This is a genomic window from Streptomyces sp. NPDC086835 (assembly GCF_044745705.1).
Classification (GTDB): domain Bacteria; phylum Actinomycetota; class Actinomycetes; order Streptomycetales; family Streptomycetaceae; genus Streptomyces.
Genome location: NZ_JBIVAU010000005.1, coordinates 100,696 through 121,273, shown reverse-complemented (window position 1 = coordinate 121,273; position 20,578 = coordinate 100,696). Strand labels below are relative to the sequence as shown.

Annotated in this window: 21 protein-coding genes; 12 read left to right on the top strand and 9 right to left on the bottom strand. The window is 72.6% G+C overall.

The window, feature by feature from the left end:
• The first annotated feature begins 80 nt into the window (after positions 1 to 80).
• From ACIPJI_RS18415 to ACIPJI_RS18400, 4 genes are all read left to right on the top strand, one after another.
• A complete protein-coding gene (locus tag ACIPJI_RS18415) occupies positions 81 to 815 on the top strand; it encodes a tetratricopeptide repeat protein (RefSeq protein WP_402247325.1) in 735 nt (244 codons plus the stop codon).
• 144 nt (positions 816 to 959) lie between these two features.
• The gene (locus tag ACIPJI_RS18410) at positions 960 to 1,697 is read left to right on the top strand and encodes a VOC family protein (protein ID WP_307709291.1); all 738 of its coding nucleotides are present in this window, start codon (positions 960 to 962) and stop codon (positions 1,695 to 1,697) included.
• 264 nt (positions 1,698 to 1,961) lie between these two features.
• Positions 1,962 to 2,396, top strand: a complete 435-nt coding sequence (locus ACIPJI_RS18405) for an SMI1/KNR4 family protein (protein ID WP_402247323.1) — start codon at positions 1,962 to 1,964, stop codon at positions 2,394 to 2,396.
• A gap of 97 nt (positions 2,397 to 2,493) precedes the next feature.
• Complete coding sequence (locus tag ACIPJI_RS18400) at positions 2,494 to 3,174, top strand: DNA alkylation repair protein (RefSeq protein WP_402247321.1); 681 nt, start codon at positions 2,494 to 2,496, stop codon at positions 3,172 to 3,174.
• Between the two features lie 192 nt (positions 3,175 to 3,366).
• Here the strand turns inward: ACIPJI_RS18400 and ACIPJI_RS18395 are convergent, their stop codons facing one another.
• Entirely contained in the window at positions 3,367 to 3,720 is a 354-nt protein-coding gene (locus ACIPJI_RS18395; RefSeq protein WP_307709293.1) for a VOC family protein, read from the bottom strand.
• Positions 3,721 to 3,787: 67 nt separating this feature from the next.
• Positions 3,788 to 4,597, bottom strand: a complete 810-nt coding sequence (locus ACIPJI_RS18390) for a methyltransferase domain-containing protein (protein WP_402247319.1) — start codon at positions 4,595 to 4,597, stop codon at positions 3,788 to 3,790.
• Between the two features lie 110 nt (positions 4,598 to 4,707).
• Between ACIPJI_RS18390 and ACIPJI_RS18385 the strand changes: the two genes are divergently transcribed.
• Entirely contained in the window at positions 4,708 to 5,133 is a 426-nt protein-coding gene (locus ACIPJI_RS18385) for a protein-tyrosine phosphatase family protein (protein ID WP_356620040.1), read from the top strand.
• A gap of 82 nt (positions 5,134 to 5,215) precedes the next feature.
• Here the strand turns inward: ACIPJI_RS18385 and ACIPJI_RS18380 are convergent, their stop codons facing one another.
• Positions 5,216 to 6,742, bottom strand: a complete 1,527-nt coding sequence (locus ACIPJI_RS18380; protein WP_356620038.1) for a phosphatase PAP2 family protein — start codon at positions 6,740 to 6,742, stop codon at positions 5,216 to 5,218.
• A 197-nt stretch (positions 6,743 to 6,939) separates the two neighbouring features.
• Between ACIPJI_RS18380 and ACIPJI_RS18375 the strand changes: the two genes are divergently transcribed.
• Entirely contained in the window at positions 6,940 to 8,157 is a 1,218-nt protein-coding gene (locus tag ACIPJI_RS18375; RefSeq protein ID WP_402247316.1) for an aminotransferase class I/II-fold pyridoxal phosphate-dependent enzyme, read from the top strand.
• 67 nt (positions 8,158 to 8,224) lie between these two features.
• Here ACIPJI_RS18375 and ACIPJI_RS18370 read toward each other — a convergent pair whose 3' ends face one another.
• Positions 8,225 to 8,890, bottom strand: coding sequence for a VTT domain-containing protein (locus tag ACIPJI_RS18370; RefSeq protein WP_356620034.1), 666 nt, complete (start codon positions 8,888 to 8,890; stop codon positions 8,225 to 8,227).
• Positions 8,887 to 9,669 (bottom strand): MBL fold metallo-hydrolase, encoded by a 783-nt coding sequence (locus ACIPJI_RS18365; protein ID WP_307709299.1) that lies wholly within the window; start codon positions 9,667 to 9,669, stop codon positions 8,887 to 8,889. Before ACIPJI_RS18365 ends, ACIPJI_RS18370 begins: the two co-directional genes overlap by 4 nt.
• 142 nt (positions 9,670 to 9,811) lie before the next feature.
• Between ACIPJI_RS18365 and ACIPJI_RS18360 the strand changes: the two genes are divergently transcribed.
• The 4 genes from ACIPJI_RS18360 (at position 9,812) to ACIPJI_RS18345 (ending at position 14,962) form a co-directional block, all read left to right on the top strand.
• The gene (locus ACIPJI_RS18360) at positions 9,812 to 11,938 is read left to right on the top strand and encodes a phage holin family protein (RefSeq protein WP_402247313.1); all 2,127 of its coding nucleotides are present in this window, start codon (positions 9,812 to 9,814) and stop codon (positions 11,936 to 11,938) included.
• Positions 11,939 to 12,017: 79 nt separating this feature from the next.
• Positions 12,018 to 13,409, top strand: coding sequence for an amino acid permease (locus tag ACIPJI_RS18355; protein WP_402247312.1), 1,392 nt, complete (start codon positions 12,018 to 12,020; stop codon positions 13,407 to 13,409).
• The gene (locus tag ACIPJI_RS18350; protein ID WP_402247310.1) at positions 13,367 to 14,407 is read left to right on the top strand and encodes a zinc-dependent alcohol dehydrogenase family protein; all 1,041 of its coding nucleotides are present in this window, start codon (positions 13,367 to 13,369) and stop codon (positions 14,405 to 14,407) included. The genes ACIPJI_RS18355 and ACIPJI_RS18350 overlap by 43 nt, the downstream gene beginning before the upstream one ends.
• Before the next feature lie 135 nt (positions 14,408 to 14,542).
• On the top strand, positions 14,543 to 14,962 hold the full coding sequence (locus ACIPJI_RS18345) for a hypothetical protein (protein ID WP_356620026.1): 420 nt from the start codon (positions 14,543 to 14,545) through the stop codon (positions 14,960 to 14,962).
• Here ACIPJI_RS18345 and ACIPJI_RS18340 read toward each other — a convergent pair.
• The 3 genes from ACIPJI_RS18340 to ACIPJI_RS18330 form a co-directional block, all read right to left on the bottom strand.
• Positions 14,952 to 15,788, bottom strand: a complete 837-nt coding sequence (locus tag ACIPJI_RS18340) for a helix-turn-helix domain-containing protein (RefSeq protein ID WP_402247308.1) — start codon at positions 15,786 to 15,788, stop codon at positions 14,952 to 14,954. The genes ACIPJI_RS18345 and ACIPJI_RS18340 overlap by 11 nt on opposite strands.
• A 65-nt stretch (positions 15,789 to 15,853) precedes the next feature.
• Positions 15,854 to 16,273 carry an SsgA family sporulation/cell division regulator gene (locus ACIPJI_RS18335; protein ID WP_307709309.1) on the bottom strand — a complete coding sequence of 140 codons (420 nt, stop codon included), beginning with the start codon at positions 16,271 to 16,273 and terminating at the stop codon, positions 15,854 to 15,856.
• A 516-nt stretch (positions 16,274 to 16,789) separates the two neighbouring features.
• Positions 16,790 to 17,848, bottom strand: a complete 1,059-nt coding sequence (locus ACIPJI_RS18330; RefSeq protein ID WP_356620021.1) for a phosphatidylinositol-specific phospholipase C domain-containing protein — start codon at positions 17,846 to 17,848, stop codon at positions 16,790 to 16,792.
• A gap of 187 nt (positions 17,849 to 18,035) precedes the next feature.
• Here ACIPJI_RS18330 and ACIPJI_RS18325 point away from each other — a divergent pair, with 187 nt between their 5' ends.
• Positions 18,036 to 19,574, top strand: coding sequence for an ATP-dependent DNA ligase (locus ACIPJI_RS18325; RefSeq protein WP_402247305.1), 1,539 nt, complete (start codon positions 18,036 to 18,038; stop codon positions 19,572 to 19,574).
• Between the two features lie 48 nt (positions 19,575 to 19,622).
• On the opposite strand, the gene ACIPJI_RS18320 is transcribed toward ACIPJI_RS18325, so the two are convergent.
• Positions 19,623 to 20,129, bottom strand: a complete 507-nt coding sequence (locus tag ACIPJI_RS18320; RefSeq protein WP_402247303.1) for an FBP domain-containing protein — start codon at positions 20,127 to 20,129, stop codon at positions 19,623 to 19,625.
• 102 nt (positions 20,130 to 20,231) lie between these two features.
• Between ACIPJI_RS18320 and ACIPJI_RS18315 the strand changes: the two genes are divergently transcribed.
• Positions 20,232 to 20,534, top strand: a complete 303-nt coding sequence (locus ACIPJI_RS18315) for a 4a-hydroxytetrahydrobiopterin dehydratase (RefSeq protein WP_402247301.1) — start codon at positions 20,232 to 20,234, stop codon at positions 20,532 to 20,534.
• Positions 20,535 to 20,578: the final 44 nt, after the last annotated feature.

Below are 20,578 nucleotides of genomic sequence, written 5' to 3'. Positions count from 1 at the left end.
GAGCTGGCCGAGGCCGTCCAGGACGACGGCTCGTTGAGGACGGTACTGGCGCGGTCGTACATCAACTCCTCGAGGACGACATGGACGGCGCGGCGCTGGCGATCGGCTCGGTCACGGGTGCGCGACCCGACATCGCCTGGGCCGAAGCCCCCTGGTTCAGCGACGAACGATTTCTCGGTGCGGTGAGTGCCGACGCGCTGGCCGAGGCCGCAATGCGGACGATGGACCACGGGCACGGTCTGGACACCGAAAGCATGCGGGAACGGTTCCGCCCCTGGTTCCGGGCCATCGACGCGGTCGCTGCCCGCCGGCCGCTGCCGGAGGCGCTGGCCAAGATGGCGATTCTGCTGCGGGCATGCGGTCTCACCGATGCGTCGTTCGCCCTCTGCGACCGGGCGGACTCCGTCGAGCGGCTCATGCTGACGGAAGTCGTGCGGGCGGGCACATGGCGCAAGCTGGGGGATCTTGAGCAGACCGCGGCGGCGTTCGAGCGTGCCCTCGCCCTGGACCCGGCGAACTGGTCGCTCTGCCTCGACCTGGCCGACGTGCGCGCGGAGCAGGGCGACTTCGCTGCCGCGGTCCGGCTGGTCGATCGGGGAATGAAGCACGAGCCGACCGAGCTCACACTCCGCGCGGCCGGAGCCGCCTACCGGGCACGGCTCACCGGCTCGCCTGCCGAACTGAGTGAACTCATCGAACTGGCGCCGGACCTGCCGAACGACTCGTATCGGGCCCTGCTGATCGATCACGCGTGTGCCGGCCCCGCGCTGCCCGCCGGGCTCGTGGCGGCGGCCCGCCGCATCCAGAACAGCTGAGGCTCCGCCCACCCGCAACAGCACGACATCGTGATGCCCGGTCCTGACCACGATCTCCGCCTCCTGCCCGGGTCAGTAGTACCGGGGCGAGCACATGTCTGATCGCGGCGGCATGGGTCGGCGGCCGATTCTAGGATCTGCGGCATGGCAACAAGACTCGTGCAGATCAATATGAAGGCTCAGGACGACTCCGTGCTCGGCCGGTTCTGGGCGGAGGCACTCGGTTGGGGTGTCGACAGCGAGGGACCCGGCGTCACCAACCTCGAACCCGTGGGTTTCGCCTACCCCGACCCCGTGGCCGTCTGTATCGACATCGTCGCCCGCCCGGAACCCAAAACGGTGAAGAACCGGGTGCACCTTGATCTGGCCACCACCTCGACCGCTCATCAGGCGGAGTTGGTCGCGCGCCTGAAGGATCTCGGTGCGACGCTCGCCGACGTGGGTCAGGGCGACGTCCCGTGGACGGTCATGGCCGACCCGGAGGGCAACGAGTTCTGCGTCCTGGAGCCCCGCCCGATCCACCAGGACACCGGGCCGATCGCCGCGGTGGTGGTCGACTGCACCGACCCACGAGGGATGGCCCGGTTCTGGGGCCAGGCGATGGACTGGACGCTGCACGAGGTCACCGACGACCACGCGGTCATGCGATCCGCCAAAGGCGTCGGCCCCTACCTGGAGTTCCTCCGCACCCCCGACACCAAGAGCGTGTGGAACCGGGTCCACCTCGACGTCTGCCCCTACCCCGGTGACGACCTGGCGGCGGAGGAAGCCCGACTCCGCGCCCTGGGCGCCACCGACCCTGGTATCGACCGGTCCGCGATCTCCTGGACGGTTCTGGCCGACCCGGAAGGCAACGAGTTCTGCCTCCTCACCCCACGCTGACCCTGAAGAACGGCTCCGGCCGGTTTCGGGTCGGCGGCGAAGACCGCGTGGCGTCAGCGCATGCCGCCGGAGACGGGGATGGTGTCCTGGTGATCCAGCGCGCGCACCATTGGGCGTCAGGTAGGCCACGAGCGTGCCGTAGTCGTCGGCGGTGCCCGTACGGACCCGGCGCCTACGGCGGCGCTACGCGGTGGCTTTCGGCCACCATGGAGGGTCCGCCCCGCCCCTGGAGCCGGCTGTGTCAGGAGCTCTTAGGCTGCCTGTATGTGGAGAGACGTCGCATGCCAGGCATTTCCTGAGGCCGAGTTCAGCGCGCCGGTCGACGCTGCCCTGGTGGCCGCCGCGGAGCAACGGCTGAGGTGCTCGCTGCCGTCCGAGCTCGGGCGTCTGCTGCAGGAGACCGACGGCATCGTGGGGCACTACGGGGCGGAGACGGTCTGGCCCCTGGAGCGGATCGTCGAGGACAACCTCCGCTTCTGGTCGGACAGCGTGCTTGCCGACCTGTACATGCCGTTCGACGCGCTGCTCTTCTTCGGTGACAACGGGGGCGGCGATCAGTTCGCCTTCGTCCGGAAGCCCTCGCGAGCCGACGTGTTCGTGTGGGAACACGAGGACGACAGCCGTCGCCGGGTCGCCCGGGACCTGCGGGACTACCTCGGCCGGTCCCTCGCGGACGAGGGAGACGGCTGGTACCGGTGATCGACCGCTGGGCGACCGCGTCCGGTGGCGTGTCCGGCCGGGAGGCCGGCCTCCCGGCGTAGGCTCCATCCCGCACGTCACGGACAGGAGGGCTGAGGTGGCGGAGACGACGGTGGCCGAGGTGATGGCCGAGCTGGCCGAGCTCGAGGACCCGAAGGCACGCGCGGTGAACGAGAGACACGGTGACGATCACGGCGTGAACCTCAGCAAGCTCCGCGCGCTCGCCAAGCGGCTGAAGACGCAGCAGGAACTCGCGTGCCGGCTCTGGGAGACGGACGACACCGCGGCGAGACTGCTGGCGCTCCTGATCTGCCGCCCGAAGGCGTTCGAACGTGACGAGTTGGACGTCATGGTGCGCCAGGCGCGCACGCCCAAGGTGCACGACTGGCTCGTGAACTACGTGGTGAAGAAGAACCCGCACGCCGAAGAGCTGCGCCAGGCCTGGTCCGCCGATCCGGATCCAGTGGTCGCCAGTGCCGGCTGGGCGCTCACCACCGAACGCGTGGCGAAGAAGCCCGACGGCCTCGACCTCGCGGGACTGCTCGACGTCATCGAGGCGGAGATGAAGGACGCCCCGGACCGCCTGCAGTGGGCGATGAACCACTGCCTGGCCCAGATCGGGATCGAGCACGCCGAGCACCGCGCCCGCGCGATCGACATCGGTGAGCGCCTGGAGGTGCTCAAGGACTACCCGACTTCCCCTGGCTGCACGTCTCCGTTCGCGCCGACCTGGATCAACGAGATGGTGCGTCGGCAGCACGACAAGACGGTGGCTTGACCAGCGGTACCGCGTAGTCCGGGGGAACAGGCGTCTCAGACGGAAGCCGGCGGCTCACTTCACGGGGCGCGACCGATGTCCTCGCCCACGAAGCGGTGCGGCAGCCGCACTCGCAGTGCGGACGGCTCCCGGCGGGCCCACGGAGATGGCGCCCCGCCGGGCAACGCGGCCCGCCCGGCGGAATCGCGAGGATCAGGCGGCCTGCTTGCGGTCGACGTACTCGAAGACCGAGCCGTCGGGATGGACGGCGATCAGATTGCGGCCGACGGGGGTCTCCACCGGGCCGGCGAGCACCCGTGCGCCGATGCCGGTGAGGGTGGCGTACGCCTCGTCCACGTCCTTCACGGCGATCGTCGCCGACACCTTCCGCAGGATCTCCAGTTCCGCCTCCGGGCCGCTCATCAGCAAGAAGCAGCCGACGGCCGCCACGGAGACCCCGCCGCGTTCGAACCGGAGCGGCGGGGCGCCGGTGAGGCGTTCGTAGAACGCGGCGGAGGCTTCCAGGTCGTCGACGCAGATGCGCAGCGTGGTTCCGAGGATCTCCATACGGGCGAGCGTAGTTGGCGATCCCGCCCGACGGAATCGGGCCCGACAGACCCGAAGGCCGGGCGGATCACACCCGGCAGAGCACCTCGCCGTGCGGAACCATGAACCATGCGTCGTCGTGGTCGCCCCAGGCGCGCCACGCGTCGGCGATCGTCCGCAGCTCCTTGTGCGTGGTGTGCCCGCCCTCCACGGCGAGCTCCGCGTACACCGACGCGACCGTGCGGTCGGCCCACAGGCCGCTCCACCATGTGCGATCGGCCGGTGTGGCGAAGCACCATGTCGCCGCGCTGGGGGTGATGTCGGTGAAGCCGGCGGCGCGGGCCCACGAGAGCAGTCTGCGGCCGGCGTCGGGCTCGCCGCCGTTGGCGCGGGCCACGCGCCGGTACAGCTGGAGCCACTCGTCCAGGGCCGGGAGCCGGGGATACCAGGCGAAAGCGTCGTAGTCGCTGTCGCGCGCCGCGACGATCCCGCCCGGGCGGCACACCCGCCGCATCTCGCGCAGCGCCTGCACCGGGTCACCGACGTGCTGGAGCACCTGGTGGGCGTGGACCACGTCGAAGGAGTCGTCGGGGAAGTCCAGCGCGTGGATGTCGGCGACGGCGAACCGCACGTTGTCCAGGCCGCGTCGTTCCGCGTGCGCCCGTGCCTGCTCGAGCACGCCTTCCGCCGCGTCCACCGCCGTGACCCGCCCCGGCGCGACCAGCTCCGCGAGGTCGGCGGTGATGGTCCCGGGCCCGCAGCCCACGTCCAACACCTGTGCCCCCGGCCGCAGTTCACCGAGGAGGTACGCGGCCGAGTTCGCCGCGGTGCGCCAGGTGTGCGAGCGCAGCACGGACTCGTGGTGCCCGTGCGTGTAGACGGCTGTCTCCTGCGGCATGACGTGTCTCCTTCTGCTGAGGTGATGCCGCAACGCTACGCCTGTGTCCCGCATTTCGAGACCCGTGTCTTGCATTGTGGACAGGCGTCACGGGTGGATAGGCTGGCCGGGTGACGGAGACATGGCCTTCCGACGGTGACGGAATCATGCGGCTGCCCAGTGGCCGGCTGGTACGTGGCAGGGGCCTGCGCAGGCCCCTGCCGGACGGTGCGCGGCCGGAGTTCGGCGTCTATCTGCTCGGCCGCCGGCCTCCCGCGACCGACTGGGAGGCGAGCTGGATCCGCTGGCCCGACTTCCGGCTGCCGGCCGACCCGGCGCAGGCGCGCGGCCTGCTGGAACAGGCATGGGCCCGCGCGGCGGCGGAGCGGGTCGAGATCGCGTGCGGCGGGGGACGTGGCCGCACGGGCACCGCACTCGCCTGCCTTGCCGTCCTGGACGGCGTCCCGGCCGAGGACGCCGTCGCCTATGTGCGCGAGCACTACCACCGGGGTGCGGTGGAGACGCCGTGGCAACGGCGGTACGTCCTGCGCTTCTGACCCGCCGACCCCGCGGCAGGACGCTGCTCCCGCCCGCGCGGCAGGACGCGCCGCCCGCACGACGGAACGCGGCCCGCAGGCCCTACAGCAGGGCCTGCGGACGGTAGACCGTCAGCGCCTCCGGGACCTTGTCCAGCACCAACTCCGGCGGCGCCGGGGCCACTTCACCGTCGTAGGCGAGCAGGGTCCCCGGAGCCAGCCCGCCGATGTGCAGCCGCCGCAGGGGCCGTGTCGCGTGGACGGGGGAGCGGCGCAGTTTGCCGACGAGCGCCGCTCCCAGCAGCCGCCAGCCGGGCGCCCGGCCGCCGTGCACCACGCGGACGTCCAGCAGGCCGTCCACGAGACTCTGTCGGTGGCCCGGCGTCGGGCCGACGCCCTTGTAGACGCCGTTGCCCGCGAACAGCAGCCACATCGGCCGCCGTCTGCCCTGGACCTCCGCCTCCAGCGGCTGTCGGCCGCGCAGCACCAGCACCGCCGCCAGTACACCGGCGGGCCAGCCGCCGATCCGCGGCGACCAGCGTTCCCTGACGCTCACCAGGTCCGGGTACACGCCGAGGCTGAAGGTGTTGAGGAAGTGGCCCGGTTCCGCGCTGCCGTCCGGTCCCGGCGTGAACCGGCCCAGGTCGACCCGCACCGCGTCACCCGCGGCCAGCGCCCGGCAGGTGTCCTCGACTGACTCTATGCCCAGGTCGTACGCGAAGTGGTTGAGCGTGCCTCCGGGGAAGACGGCGAGCGGCATGCCCCGGCCCGCGGCCACCGCCGCCGCCCTGTTGACCGTCCCGTCCCCGCCGACGATGCCCAGCGCGCGTCCCCGCCCCGCGGCCTTCTCCAGCTCGGCCCGCAGCTCGTCGGGGGCGCACTCCACCACCTCCGCCCGCGGCAGTGCCGCCCGCACGACCGGCGCCATGTCGGCGGAGCCCGACTCCCGGTTGACGATCACGATCAGGCCCTCGCCGTCGGGCAGCTCCGGAGCGTCGGCGTGCGGCGTGCCGGGGCTCGGCAGCTGCGACCTCGTCGGGACCGCGCCGCGCACCGCGAACGCCGCACCCACGCCCAGCGCCGCGCCGACCAGGACGTCGCTCGGATAGTGGACACCCGTGTAGACCCGGGAGAAGGCGACCGACGCCGCCACGGGCGCCACAGCGGCACCCCATCCCTTCGACTCCAGGGCGACACCGGTCGCGAAGGCGGCGGCGGACGCGGAGTGCCCCGAAGGGAAGGACGTGGTGAACGGCTGGCGCTTCAACTGCCGTATCACGGGTACCGCGTCGAGCAGCGGCCGTGCCCGGCGCACGGACCGCTTGCCTACGGTGTTGATGACGGCCGAGGCGACGGCCAGGGAGGCGACACCCCGCACGGCGGCGCGCCGCGAGCGCGCGTCACGGCCCAGAGCGACTATCCCGGCGGCCGCGCCGAACCACAGGAGGCCGTGGTTGGCGCTGCGGCTCAGCCGCGGCAGCACCGGCTCCGCACCGGGCCACTCCCGTGCCGCCACGGCATGGAAGACGCTGCGGTCCCATCGGCCGAGGAGCGCCGTGATCCGCCCGCGGAGCGGCTGCCCGCCGATCGACCGGGTGCCTGGTAGGTGAGTTGCGTGAGCGTCCGACATGTTCCGCCATTACCCCGGGACCGCCGCCACCACGCCGGGCCGTACGCGATCCGTGTCGTGCGCCGCGGCACGCCACTCGCGCCACGCCGCCGCACCGGCGTACGGACCTCCCACGGGGCGCCGGGCGGCGATCCTCCGTATAAAGGGCTCGTGGACGGGCAGACGAGCCCGGGGCGCGAACAGTGGAGGTGGACGGGATGACGGGGACCGATCGTGAGGGCCACGGCCCCGTCCGCTACGGGCCGCCCGCCCCCGACGCGGGGCTTCCCGTTCTGCCCGAGCTGAGTGCAGTCCTCGCCGCCGCCGCGGACGCGGCGGAGGGCGAGCCGCCGGGCGGCGGGCCGACGCTGCGCGAGGCGGCCTGCGGATACTGGTGGCGGCGCGGACTGCGCAGCCGCCCCGGTGAGGTCGTCGCCGCTTCCGGCGCGCAGTCCCTGCTGTTCGCGCTGCTCGGCGCGTACGACGGCGACGTACTGCTGCCCCGTCCGTGCCCTGCCTGGTGGACGCCGCAGGTGCGGCTGCTCGGGCGCCCCGCCTACCACGTGCCCGTCCCCGCGGAGTGCGGCGGAGTGCCGGACCCGGTCGCGCTGCTCGAGACCGTGCGCAGGGTGCGGCTGGAAGGCGGCCGGCCCCGGCTGCTCCTGCTGTCCGTCGCCGACGATCCGACCGCCACCGTCACCCCGCCGGAGATGCTGAGCGAGGTGTGCGAGGCGGCGGTCGGTGAAGGGCTGCACATCATCAGCGACGAGACCTGGCGCGACACCGTGCACGAGCCGCACGAGACAGTGCTGGTCAGCCCCGCCGAGATGTACGCGGAGCAGGTGACGGTCATGAGCGACCTGGCCGGCGCGCTCCTTCCGTCGTCCTGGCCGGTCTCCGTCGCCCGCTTCCCTCGGGGGGAGCAGGGCGAGGCCCGGCGGGCCAGGACCCTCGACATCCTCACCGCCCTCGGCGCCGTCGTCCCCGCTCCGGTCGCCGCCGCCGCGGCGCACGCGCTCGACGAGCCCCCGGAGATCACCGAGCGGGCGTCGGAAGCGGTGGCGCTGCACGCGCGTACGGCGGCCGCCGTGCACCGCACGGTGGTCGAGGCCGGCGCGGTCTCCCGGCCCCCGCAGGCGGGCCGGCACCTCTACGCCGACCTGGGGCCGCTGCGCGGCCGCCTCGCGGAGCTGGGCGTCAGCGACTCCATGGAGCTGGAGGAGCAGCTGACCGAGCGCCTCGGCATGCCGGTGCCCGGCGGACACCGGTTCGGCGACGAACTGGGCGCCCTGCACGTCAGGCTGGACACCGCGCCCTTCCTGGGGGCCACCGCCGAGCAGCGGCTCGAGTCGCTCGCCTCTCCGGAACCGCTGGAACTGCCGCATGTCGCACAGGCGTTGGAGAATCTTCGATCGGTCTTCGACGGTCTACGCTGAGGGGCCCGTCCGCCGCCGGGGCGCCGTCGGCCCGGGCCGCGTGGAAGGGAGCCCGGGGAGCGGGCGGTCAGGTGGGCCGGCTCTCGGAGCCGTACGCCGTCCGCAGTCTGCGCCAGACGGCAGGCGCCCCGCTGATCACCAGTGTCAGCGCGACCGCGGCGACGACTCCCTGCCACGGCTCGGCGAACAGCGAACCGCCCACGATGCCGATCAGCCCGTAGGTCGCGGCCCACGCCAGGCAGGCCGGGACGTCGCCGCGCACGAACCGGCGCAGCGGCATTCTGGCCAGCAGGCACGCCAGCATGATCGGAACGCGTCCGGCGGGCACCAGCCGCGAGAGCACCAGCACCGTCACGCCGTGCTCGTCCAGCTTGCGCTGTGCCTGCTCCAGCCGGTCGGGTGCGGCGCGGTTGCGCAGGGCGGCGAGCCAGCGTGAACCGTTCCTCGAGCGGACCCCGCGCCGTCCGAGCCAGTACAGGGTGACATCACCCAGGAACGCGGCCGCGGAGGCGAGGAGGAAGACGTACAGCAGCGCGAGCGGCGCCATCTGGTGGAAGGCCACCACGGCGGCGGAGGAGACCACAGCTCCGGTCGGCACGACCGGGACCAGCGCGCCGAGCACCACCAGCAGGAACAGCGACGGATAGCCCACGGCCTGCTGGGTCGACTCGGGGGGCAGTTGCCGCACGAGCTCCGACAACTGGCCGAGCGCCTCGGCGAGGTGGGTCCTCACCGCGTCTCCTCCGGCCGGATCCGCTCGCAGTGTCCGAGCCGGTGCACCGTCACCTTCGGGGCCAGCAGCGCCGCCTTGCGCGCGAACTCGTCCCCGGGCGCGTAGAACTCGTGCGGCCGGATGCCGTCCATCCCGATCGGCCAGTACGTGCCGTAGTGGACGGGCACGGCGGCCCGCGGCGCGAGCGCGGCCGCGGCCTGCGCCGCACGGCCGGCGTCCAGATGACCGTGGCCGAGATACGGGCCCCAGCCACCGACCGGGAGCAGTGCCACGTCGACGGGGCCGACCTCTTCCGCCATCGTCTCGAACAGGCCGGTGTCACCCGCGAAATACGTGTGCGACTCGCCGCTGACGACGAAGCCGAGCGCCGGCGAGCGGTGCGGCCCGAGCGGCAGCCGACGCCCGTCGTGCATCGCCGGCACGGCCCGTACGAGGAGCTCGCCCACCCGCACCTCGTCGCCCGGGCCGACCTCGGTGACCCGCAGGGCGGCCGTGCGGACGAGCCGGCCGAGCCGGGGCACCGAACGGGCCGCGCCGCGCGGCAGGATCAGGCGCGTGCCGGGCGCCAGGCGGGCGAGCGACGCGAGGTGCAGATGGTCGGAGTGCAGATGGGAGACGAGGACCGCGTCGGCGACGGCGGCCTGCGGCGGCGGCAGTTCGCCGCGGCGTCTGCGCAGATGGGCCAGCCGCCGCACGAACAGCGGGTCGGTCAGCACGCGGACCCCGGAGTCCTCGATCGTGCAGGTGGCATGACCCCACCAGGTGACCTCCACCGGCACGCGACGCCTCCTCCTTCGAACCCCCCGTACCGTACGAGCCTAGGGCCTTCGTGGGCGGTCCGGGCCGGTACGGCCACCCCGCCGGACCCGGCTTCGCGCTGTGCCACGCTGGAGTCCTGCTCGAAGGGTGAGGTGAAGGGGCGTGGGCGAAGGGCGGTGGCGCAGGGCCGGCAGCGCCGTCGTGCGGGTGGCCGTCGTCTGGGCGGTCTCGACGCTGACGATGCTGGCACTGGCCGGACTTCTGCCGGACTTCCGGCTCCAGTCCGACGACGGCGACAGCGCCACCCGGACCGCGGTCACGGCGGCCTCGGGCGCGGGCGCGTTCGGTCTTCTCACGGGTCTCGTCTGGCCCGTGGTGGTGCGGGCCCTGCTGCTCGTACCCGCCCTGGTGCTGGGCCTGCTGGTGTTCTTCCTCAACGGCTCGCTGCTGCTGATCGCTCTGTGGATCGTTCCCGACGGACGCGGCACGGCCAATCCGGAGACGGCGGTGGTGGTCGCGGCCGTGATGTCGGCGGTCGCCTCCGCCACCTCCACGGCGCTCGCCGTCCGTGACGACAACGCCTACCGGCGAAGGCTGTACCGGCTCGCCCACCGCCGTGGGCGCGGCAACGCCTCGCAGGACCGGTCGGGCCCGCCGGGGACGGTCTTCCTCCAGCTCGACGGCGTCGGCTACGAGGTGCTGCGCAGCGCGGCGGAGAGCGGCGTGATGCCGACCGTGGCCGGCTGGCTGGGCGCCACGCACCGGCTCACGCCCTGGCGCACCGACTGGTCGAGCCAGACCGGTGCGAGCCAGCTCGGCATCCTGCACGGCTCGAACCACGACGTGCCCGCGTTCCGCTGGTACGAGAAGGACAGCCGCCGCATCGTGGTGAGCAACCGCCCGGCGAGCGCCGGGGAGCTCCAGCGGCGGGCGATCGAGCTGACCGGCGACGGCGGGCTGCTGACGGTGGACGGCGCGAGCCGCGGCAACCTGTTCAGCGGTGGCGCGGACCAGCTCGCCCTGGTGCTGTCGATGGCGGCCCGGCGCGGCAGGGCGAACCGTTCCCGGGCCGGCTACTTCGCGTACTTCTCCGATCCGGCCAACGCGGTGCGCACGGCGTTGTCCTTCGTCGCGGAGGTCTGCCGTGAGATCGGCCAGTCGACCAGGGCCAGGCTCCGCGGGGACACGCCCCGCGTCGGGCGTGGGGGTCTCTATCCCTTCATCCGGGCGTTCGCCACCGTCGTCGAGCGCGATGTGGTGGTCGCCGCCGTGATGGGGGACATGCTCGCCGGGCGCAGGGCCGTCTACGCCGATCTGGTCGCCTACGACGAGGTGGCCCACCACTCCGGGCCGCACAGCGGGGACGCCTTCGCGGTGCTGGAGCGGCTGGACCGTTCCATCGCGCTGATCGCCAAGGTCGCGGAGCACGCGCCGCGTGCCTACCGGATCGTGCTCCTCTCCGACCACGGCCAGAGTCCGGGCGACACCTTCGAGGGCGCGTACGGGCTGACGCTGAAGGATCTGGTGCGGGCCGGGTGCGGGCTGCCCGTGCCGCGGCGGGCCGAGCGGTCCAAGAGCGGTGCGGAGGCCCGCGACGCGGCGCGCGACGCGCTGCGGACCGCGCTGCACCGGCAGCCGGCCGGGGACGGTGAGGAACGTCCGGCTACGGGCTCCGACCCGATCGTGCTCGCCTCGGGGAACCTGGCCCTGATCTCGTTCCCCGACGTGTCGTACCGCATGAGCCAGGAGGAGATCCGGCGCCGCCACCCGGCGCTGCTGCCTACCCTCGCCAACCATCCGGGCATCGGCTTCCTGCTGGTGCGCAGCGAGGTGTACGGCTCCGTGGTGCTCGGCGCGGACGGCACGGAGGTGCCCGTCGACGCGCTGAAGGACGACGACGGACCGCTGACCGGTTTCGGGCCGGGCGCGGCCGACGCCGTGCGCCGCACCGACTCGTTCCCGCACGTCGCGGACATCATGGTCAACTCGATGCACGATCCGAGGACGGGCGTGGTGCACGCCTTCGAGGAGCAGATCGGGTCGCACGGAGGACTCGGCGGGGAGCAGTCACAGGCGTTCGTGCTGTCGCCGTTCGAACTGTCCCCGCCGGTCCCCCCGGGGGTCGACCTGATCGGCGCGGAACAGGTGCACCGGGTGCTGCGCCGCTGGCTGCGGGAGGGGGAAGGGCCGCAGATCCCGCTCGGGCCCGTGCAGGTTTCCCGGCCGGAAGGTGAAACGGAAGAAGAAATTCCGGTTGATGGTGGAGTCGGGCCGGACAAAAACGGGTGATTTCTCCGCGGCCTCTCCCGTGCCGGAACATGTCCCGGTCCCCGACATCGCCGCGCACCCGGAAGAGGCCGCACACCCCATGACCACCCAAGCACCACAGAACAGGCATGCCCGCAGGTTCGGGCTGCCCGTCGCCACGGCCCTGGTCATGGGCAACATCATCGGCGGCGGCATCTTCCTGCTCCCGGCGTCCGTCGCCCCGTTCGGCACCATCAGCCTGGTCGCGTTCGCCGTCCTCACCGCCGGAGCGATCGCGCTCGCCCTCGTCTTCGGCCGGCTCGCGGAGCGGCACCCCAGGACCGGCGGCCCGTACGTCTACGCCCGCGAGGCGTTCGGCGACTTCGCAGGCTTCCTCGCCGCCTGGTCGTACTGGATCACCACCTGGGTCTCCAACGCGGCCCTCGCCGTCGCCGCCGTGGGCTACCTCGACGTCCTGATACCCGTCCGGCACTCCACGGCGGCCACCATCACCGCCGCGCTCGTCCTGCAGTGGCTGCCCGCGCTCGCCAACCTGGCAGGCACCCGCTACGTCGGCGCCGTCCAGCTCGTCTCCACCGTGCTGAAGTTCGTGCCGCTGCTGCTCGTCGCCGTCGGCGGGCTGTTCTTCTTCGACACCGACAACCTCGGCCCCTTCCAGGCCGGTGACCACAGTGCGGCCGGAGCGGTCTCCGCGTCGGCCGCCATCCTGCTCTTCAGCTACCTGGGCGTGGAGTCCGCCGCGGTCAGCGCCGGCGAGGTCAAGGACCCCGAGCGCAACGTCGGCCGGGCCACCGTCCTCGGCACCGCCGCGGCCGCCGGCATCTACCTCCTCGGCACCCTCTCCGTCTTCGGCACCGTCGCCCACGACGAACTGGTCGGCTCCACCGCGCCCTTCAGCGACGCGGTCGACTCCATGTTCGGCGGCAGCTGGGGAGGCACCGTCGTCGCCCTGGCGGCCCTGGTCTCCATGGTCGGCGCCCTCAACGGCTGGACCCTGCTCAGCGCCCAGACCCCGTACGCGGCGGCGAAGGACGGCCTGTTCCCCGAGGTGTTCGCCACCAAGCGGCGCGGTGTGCCGACCGTCGGCGTCCTCGTCACCGTCGTCCTCGCGTCGCTGCTGACCGTCTACAACTACACCGCGGGATCCCAGCGGGTCTTCGAGATCCTGGTCCTCGTCACGACCTTCACCGCCACCGTGCCCTACCTGCTGGCGACCGCCGCCCAGATCTACTACCTGCTGTCCGGGCGGCCGGACCGGGTGGACCGGCGGCGCCTCGTGCGCGACGGGGTCCTCGCCGCCGCGGCCTTCGGCTTCTCCATGTGGCTGGTCGCCGGCTCCGGCTACGCGGCCGTCTACCAGGGGGTGCTGTTCCTCTTCGCCGGGGTGCTGGTGTACGCCTGGATGTCGGCCCGCAGGACCAGGGCCGCAGGAACCGAGGAGAGTGGCACGTGCGCGCAGTCGTATTCGACGAGTTCGGTGGAAGGCCGGTAGTACGCGAGGTCCCGGACCCGGAGCCGTCGCCCGACGGCGTCGTCGTCCGGGTCGGGGCGACGGGGCTGTGCCGCAGCGACTGGCACGGCTGGATGGGCCACGACGAGGGCATGACCACTCCGCACGTCCCCGGTCACGAACTGGCGGGCGTGGTCCACTCCGTCGGCCCGGACGTCGTCCGCTGGAGCCCCGGTGACCGGGTGACCGTGCCGTTCATCTGCGCCTGCGGGCGGTGCGCCGCCTGCGCCGACGGCAACCAGCAGGTGTGCGAGCGCCAGGAGCAGCCGGGGTTCACGCACTGGGGCTCCTTCGCCGAGTACGTCCCGCTCCGCCACGCGGACACCAACCTGGTGGCGCTGCCGGAGACCATGTCGTTCACCACCGCCGCGAGCCTCGGCTGCCGCTTCGCCACCGCCTTCCGCGCGGTGGCCGGCCAGGGGCGGGTGCGGCCGGGGGAGTGGGTAGCGGTGCACGGCTGCGGCGGAGTGGGCCTCTCCGCGGTGATGATCGCCGTGGCCTGCGGGGCCCGGGTCGTCGCCGTGGACGTCTCGCCGGGCGCGCTGGAGCTGGCCCGCACCTTCGGCGCGGAGGTCTGTCTGGACGCCTCCGCGCTCGCCGAGGGCGAGGTCGGCGCGGCGCTGCGTGATCTGACCGGCGGCGGCGCCCATCTCTCACTGGACGCCCTGGGCGCGCCGGTGACCTGCGTGAACTCCGTGCAGGGCCTGCGCAGACAGGGGAGGCACGTGCAGGTCGGCCTCCTCCCGTCGGGTGTCGCCCTGCCCATGGACCGGGTGGTCGCCCTCGAGCTGGAGATCCTCGGCAGCCACGGCATGGCGGCCCACGCCTACCCCGAGATGATGGCCATGGTCGCCTCCGGCACCCTGCGGCCCGACCTCCTGGTCACCAAGGAGATAGGCCTCGACGCCGTACCGGACGCCCTGACGGCGCTCGGCACCGCGTCCGGCACCGGGGTCACGGTGATCGTCCCGGGCGCCTGACCGCCATTACCTCCGGCGTAATCGACCTCCCCAGGGGGCGAGGGGCAGTCTGTGAGCACCGGGACCCGGGCGGCGCACTCCGTCCGGGCTCCGGGCCCACGACCAGCCCGCAACCTCGACGGAGGCTGATCCGCCATGTCCACCACCCTGCTCGCCGGCATCTCCCGCACCACCGAGCCGCAGACCATGCTGCGTCGGTTCCTCGCCGCCGACGCCGCCGTGACCGGCGCCAACGGCCTTGCCTATGTGGTCGCTTCGGGGCCGCTCGGGCGGCTCCTCGGAGTCGACGGCACCCTCCTGCTCGGCCTCGGCATCTTCCTGACCGCCTACGCGGCGTGCGTCGGCCTGCTCGCCGCCCGCCCCCGGCCGCCGAGGACCGCCGTCACCCTGGTCGTCGACACGAACATCCTGTGGTCGGTGCTCAGCATCGCCGCCCTCGTGCTGTGGCTCGATCCCACCGCCGCAGGTGCCGCCTGGGCCGTGATCCAGGCGCTGACCGTCGCCGGCTTCGCCGTCGCCCAGTGGTCCGCGCTGCGCGCCACCGCTACGGCGTGAGCGACCGGAGGTACTTCACCGTCGCCGGGTCGGCCGGGAGCAGCGTCTCGATGGCCAGCTCGGCGACGGTCACGTCCATGGGCGTGTTGAAGGTCGAGATCGACGACACAAAGGAAAGGACCTGTCCCTCGTGCTCGATCCGAAGCGGCAGCGCGAAGTACGGGAACGGCGCTTCCCGCCCCGCCTCGCTGTCGCCGTCCTCCGCCAGGCCCGCGTGCGCGTCCTCGCCGGTCTCCGGAAGCGGATAGGCGGCGACCTCGTCGTACACCGCGCGCAGCGCGTCGGAGCGGGCCGGCGCGAGCTGCCGCTCCATCTGGGCCAGCAGGTGGGCGCGCCACTGGCGCAGATTGCGGATCCGGGGCGCGAGGCCCTCGGGGTGCAGCGTGATCCGCATGGCGTTCAGCGGCGGGGCGAGAAGGTGCTCCGGCAGACTGTCGAGCAGCATCGCGATCCCCCGGTTCGCGGCGAGCACGTTGTACGTGCCGTCGACGACCAGCGCGGGGTACGGCTCGTAGCCGTTCAGGAGCTGCTCCATGCCTTCACGCAGGGCCTCCATCGCCGGGTCGCCCAGCGGTGTCTCCGCGTACCGGGGGGCGTAACCCGCCGCCAGCAGAAGGGAGTTGCGTTCCCGCACCGGGACGTCGAGATGTTCGGCGAGGCGCAGGACCATGTCCTCGCTGGGGCGGGAGCGGCCCGTCTCGACGAAGCTGATGTGGCGGGCGGAGGAGCCGGCGCGCAGAGCCAGTTCGAGCTGGCTCAACCGCCGGCGCTCACGCCAGCCGCGCAGCAGCGGCCCTACTCCCGTACCGGACGCGACAGTTGTCATAGCCAGACCGTAGTACGCCGGCCCGCGCCGGCCCATGGGGGTGCCGACCCGGCAGGGGAGCCCGCTCAGCCCCGGGCGTTGCCCAGCAGCGCCGCGAGGGCGCGTTCGATGTCCAGGGCCGCCGCCTCGTTGCCGGCAGGTACGGTCGCGTACGAGCGGACGAGGAACCGGCGCAGGCCGGCCGTGTCCAGCTGGAGCAGCGCGACCCCCTCCGGCGAGCGCAGTTCGATCATGGTCTGCACGCGTCCGCAGGGCCAGACGTGCACATCGCCGTCACCGGTGGGTGCGCGCAGTCCGGCGTCGAGCAGGCTGCGGGCGAAGGTCCAGGTCACGCCGGTGTCGTTCAGGCATGCCTCCGGGGGGAAGACCATGCGGACGGCGAACGGGTCGGCGTCGCAGTAGCGCAGAACCACCGGCACGGCCAGGGAGTGGGGCGCATCGCTGATGAGGCGGGCCCGTACGGATTGCTCGATGGTCGATGACATCGCTCGCTCCTCTGCTGCTGTGCGGTTCCGCTCTCGTGCACGTACGTCCTCAGGGGCAGGTGCCCGCGAGCGACGCCAGTGGCGCGTGTGACCTGCATCACCAAGACTGAAACGATTGAGCCAGGATGGCTAGGGTTTTGCGCCACCGCATATCTGTGTAATTCGGACCGGTGGCTGGTTACGGGCGGGTATCCCGAAAGCGGATCCGCGCAGCGTCGGCCGGGAGCGCGACAGGCGGGAAAAGGGGAGGCCCCGGCCGGACGGGGGTTTCCGGCCGGGGCGGTCACTGGGTGTGGTGCGAATGGTGCTCGCCGCCGGGTGATGCGCTCTACGGGGGCGTCGGTCGAACGGGCTTCCCGGTGCGCGAACGGCGAGGTCCGGGGACTGTGTCCCCTTCACATCCACGTGTAGATGAACGATAAACCATCGAACGGTGATCCGGGGAATCCTCCGCCCTTCCTGTGACGAGGGTTACTCGCCGTTACCCCCGAGGGTGGCTTCCGGACATCCCCCGGCTCACTCGCCGCCTCGCGCGACCACGGACCCCAGCACCTGCGGCAGCGGATACCAGTCGGCGGACACCACGCTCGCGTGCCGTCCCGCCAGCAGAGCCACGCGGTCGTGGGCCTGCTGCTCCGTCGGGTTCGTCCCGTCGATCGCGGGCGCGACCCCGTGCGCGGCCGTCATGATCACGAGGTAGTGGTTGCGGTCGTACCAGGAGGTGTCGACCGACCCGCCCGCGTACACCCCCGCGTCCCCGTCGAACATGACGAACCACGGCCGGATCGAGGCGTCCGCGTACCGGCTGCGCGGATCACCCGCCGCGGCGTGGTGCACGGCGGGGAACGCTCCCGCCTCGCCGAGACGGCCCGCCGCCCGCAGGTCGCGCAGATGCGTCGCGTACTCCCGGTCGGTCCACAGCGAGTCGAACGGGTTGTCCTCCTCGAGCGTGCCCGGGATCAGCTCGACCACGAACTTCCCGGCCAGCGCGGAACGCGCGGGCCAGCCGTCCGCCCGCACCGCGGTGTCCAGATCCGGGTGCCCGCCGGCCAGGTCCGCCGGCCGGTACAGGGCGTCACCGAGCCGCGCCCTCAGCAGGGCGTCCAGCGCCGCCGGCCCGCGGCCCTGACCGCCCTGGAAGCCGTCCTTGAGCTCCAGCTTGATCAGGATCGGCCGATGGCCCGGGTGCGCGTCGTGCCAGGCCCTCATGTCGGCGAGGCAGCCGCCCAGGTCCTGGTTGCGGGACTTGGCGCGCAGTTCGGCGGCGACGGCGGCGTTCACGCAGTTGTTGTCGTTGCCGACCGGGTTGCTGTGCGACACCCGCCACGATCTGCCGAAGGCGTTGGTCCACACGTCTATCTCGAGCATCGCCGCGCCCGAGTCGAGCGCGTCCGCGAAGTACGGGTACTTCGACTTCTCGTAGGCGTTGTGGACGCCGACCCCCGTGGTGGCGGAGTAGGGCAGCCGCCCGGTGTCCGCCGGGCCGGTGGTGGACGCCTGCGCCGGAGCGAGTGCGGCGGCGAGCAGTCCGGCCGCGACGGCCGTCGTCGTAGCGGCGCGAGAGAACGTGCGCATGGGGCCCCTGTCTGTGCGTCGATCGGTCAAATCGACGGAACATTAGGGGAGTTGGGTGAACCGTGGGGAGACTGTACCCGGCCGTTGCGGCCGCCTCGCCGTGCGGTGCGGGCAGGCCGCCGACGGTTGACCGGCCAGGGCGCGGCGCCGGGGTGCGTGCGTCGCCCGGCCGGGGCACGATAGCCGCATGCTGCTCGCCCGCGTCGCCGAAGTGTCCCGTGAGGTGGCCGCCACATCGGCCCGTTCGCGCAAGATCGCCGCGCTGGCGGACCTCTTCGCGGAGGCCTGGCCGGAGGATGTCGCCCTGGTCATCTCGTACCTGGCGGGGAGGGTGCCCCAGGGCCGCATCGGAATCGGCTGGAGCGTCCTCAAGGAGTCCGTACCCCCCGCCGCCGTGCCGTCCCTCACCGTCGGCGGGACCGACGCCGCGCTCGCGGCCCTCGCCCAGGTCTCCGGCCCCGGCGCCCAGGCGGAACGCCGCACCCGGGTGCACCGGCTGATGTCGGCGGCCACCGCCGAGGAACAGGAGTTCCTCGTACGGCTCCTCACCGGCGAGGTCCGTCAGGGCGCCCTGGACGCCGTCGCGCTGGAGGCCGTCGCGAAGGCCGCGGGAGCTCCGTCGGCGGACGTGCGGCGCGCCGTCATGCTGGAAGGGTCGCTGCCCCGCGTCGCGGCGGCGCTGCTCGCCGGCGGCCCGGCGGCACTCGAGCAGTTCCGGCTGCGGGTCGGCAACCCCGTGCAGCCCATGCTCGCCCACAGCGCGAAGTCCGTTACCGAGGCCGTCGGGGCCCTCGGTGCCGCCTGCGTCGTCGAGGAGAAACTCGACGGCATCCGCGTGCAGGTGCACCGCGACGGGACCGACGTCCGGATCTTCACCAGGTCCCTCGACGACATCACCGACCGGCTGCCCGAAGTGGCCCAGCAGACACGGGAGATGACGGGCGACCGGTTCATCCTCGACGGGGAGGTCATCGCGATGGCCGCCGACGGCAGGCCCGTCCCCTTCCAGGACATCGCCTCACGCGTGGGCTCGCGCCTCGACGTCGAGACGGCCCGCACCACCCTGCCGCTGTACCCGGTGTACTTCGACGTCCTCGCCGCCGACGGCGAGCCGGCGCTCGACCTGCCGGGCCGTGAACGGCACCGGATCCTTGCCCGGCTCGTCCCCGAACCGACGCGGGTGCGGCGCACGGTCGTCGAGGACCCGTCCGATCCCGCACAGGTCGCCGCCGCGGAGGAGTTCTTCACCGCGACCCTGGACCGGGGACACGAGGGTGTCCTCGTCAAGGCCCTGGACACGCCGTACAGCGCCGGACGCCGCGGCCGCTCATGGCTCAAGGTCAAGCCGGTCCACACCCTCGACCTGGTGGTCCTGGCCGTCGAACGCGGCCACGGCCGGCGCACCGGACTGCTCTCCAACCTCCACCTGGGCGCCCGCTCGGCCGACGGCGGCTTCGTCATGCTCGGCAAGACCTTCAAGGGCCTCACCGACGAGATGCTGCGCCGGCAGACCGACCTGCTCGGGGAACTGGCCGTCGAGGACGACGGGTTCACCGTGCGCGTCCGGCCGGAACTGGTCGTGGAGGTCGCCTACGACGGGCTCCAGCGGTCCACCCGCTACCCGGCGGGCGTCGCCCTGCGGTTCGCGCGGGTGCTGCGCCACCGGCCGGACAAGTCCGCCGCGGAGGCCGACACGATCGAACAGGTCCTGGCCGCCGGCCGCTGATCCTTGTCCGGCAGCGCGGCCGCTGCCGGCGCCGTCCGGCCCGGCTGCTCAGCGCGGGCCGAGCACCTTGTCGGCGAAGGCCCACAGATTGCCCGTGGTCCGGTCGATCTGCTCCTCCAGCGTGAGGTTCTCCTCGTAGCGTCCGTGGCGCAGCTTCGGCTGCCTCTTGCCGCGGATGTACAGCGAGCAGGCCAGATCGGCGCACAGATACGTGCCGACCGTGTTCCCCTCGCGGCCCGCCGCGCCGGCCAGCGGCGCCGCGAACAGGGTCACCCCCGACGAGGCGTGGGCGGTCAGGCACGCCTGGCACATGCTCGACTTCACCGCACTGGTCCGTCCGGTGGACGGGACCCGGAGCGTGATGCCGACCGGTCCGTCCTCCCGCGGCAGCACCAGATGCGCCTTCAGCGGTGCTCCTGGATCGACCCAGCCCAGGAAGTCCAGGTCGGGCCAGGGAAGTTCGGCGAAGTCGGCGGGCAGGCGCATACGCGTCGCCTCGCCCTTGGTGCAGTTCACGAAGGAGGCACGGATCTGTTTGTCGGTCAATGGTTCCACTCGGTGGAACGTACACAGCGTGGCCCGTGCAGGCACCCGATTTATCGGGCATCGGATCTATGGTGTTCCCGTCCGCCGCCCCCTGCCGGAAGGATCCTGGCCATGCCCACAGAGCCGCTGTCGCAGAAGGAGATCGAGGACCGGCTCCGGGAGCTTCCCGGCTGGTCCCTGGAGGGCGACAGGATCGCCCGCTCCTACCGCCTCGACTCGCACTTCGCGGCGACCGCCCTGGTCGTCCACATCGCGCAGATCCAGGAGGAGCTGAACCACCACTCCGACCTCACCCTCGGCTACAACACGGTCGCCCTGACCGTCCAGTCGCACGACGTGAACGCCCTGACGGAACGCGACTTCGCTCTGGCCGAGCGCGTCGAGCAGATCACCCCGGCCCACGGGGCGAACTAGGGCAGGCCGCGAAAAGCGGCAGCCGTCCGCCTGCCGGTCCGGCA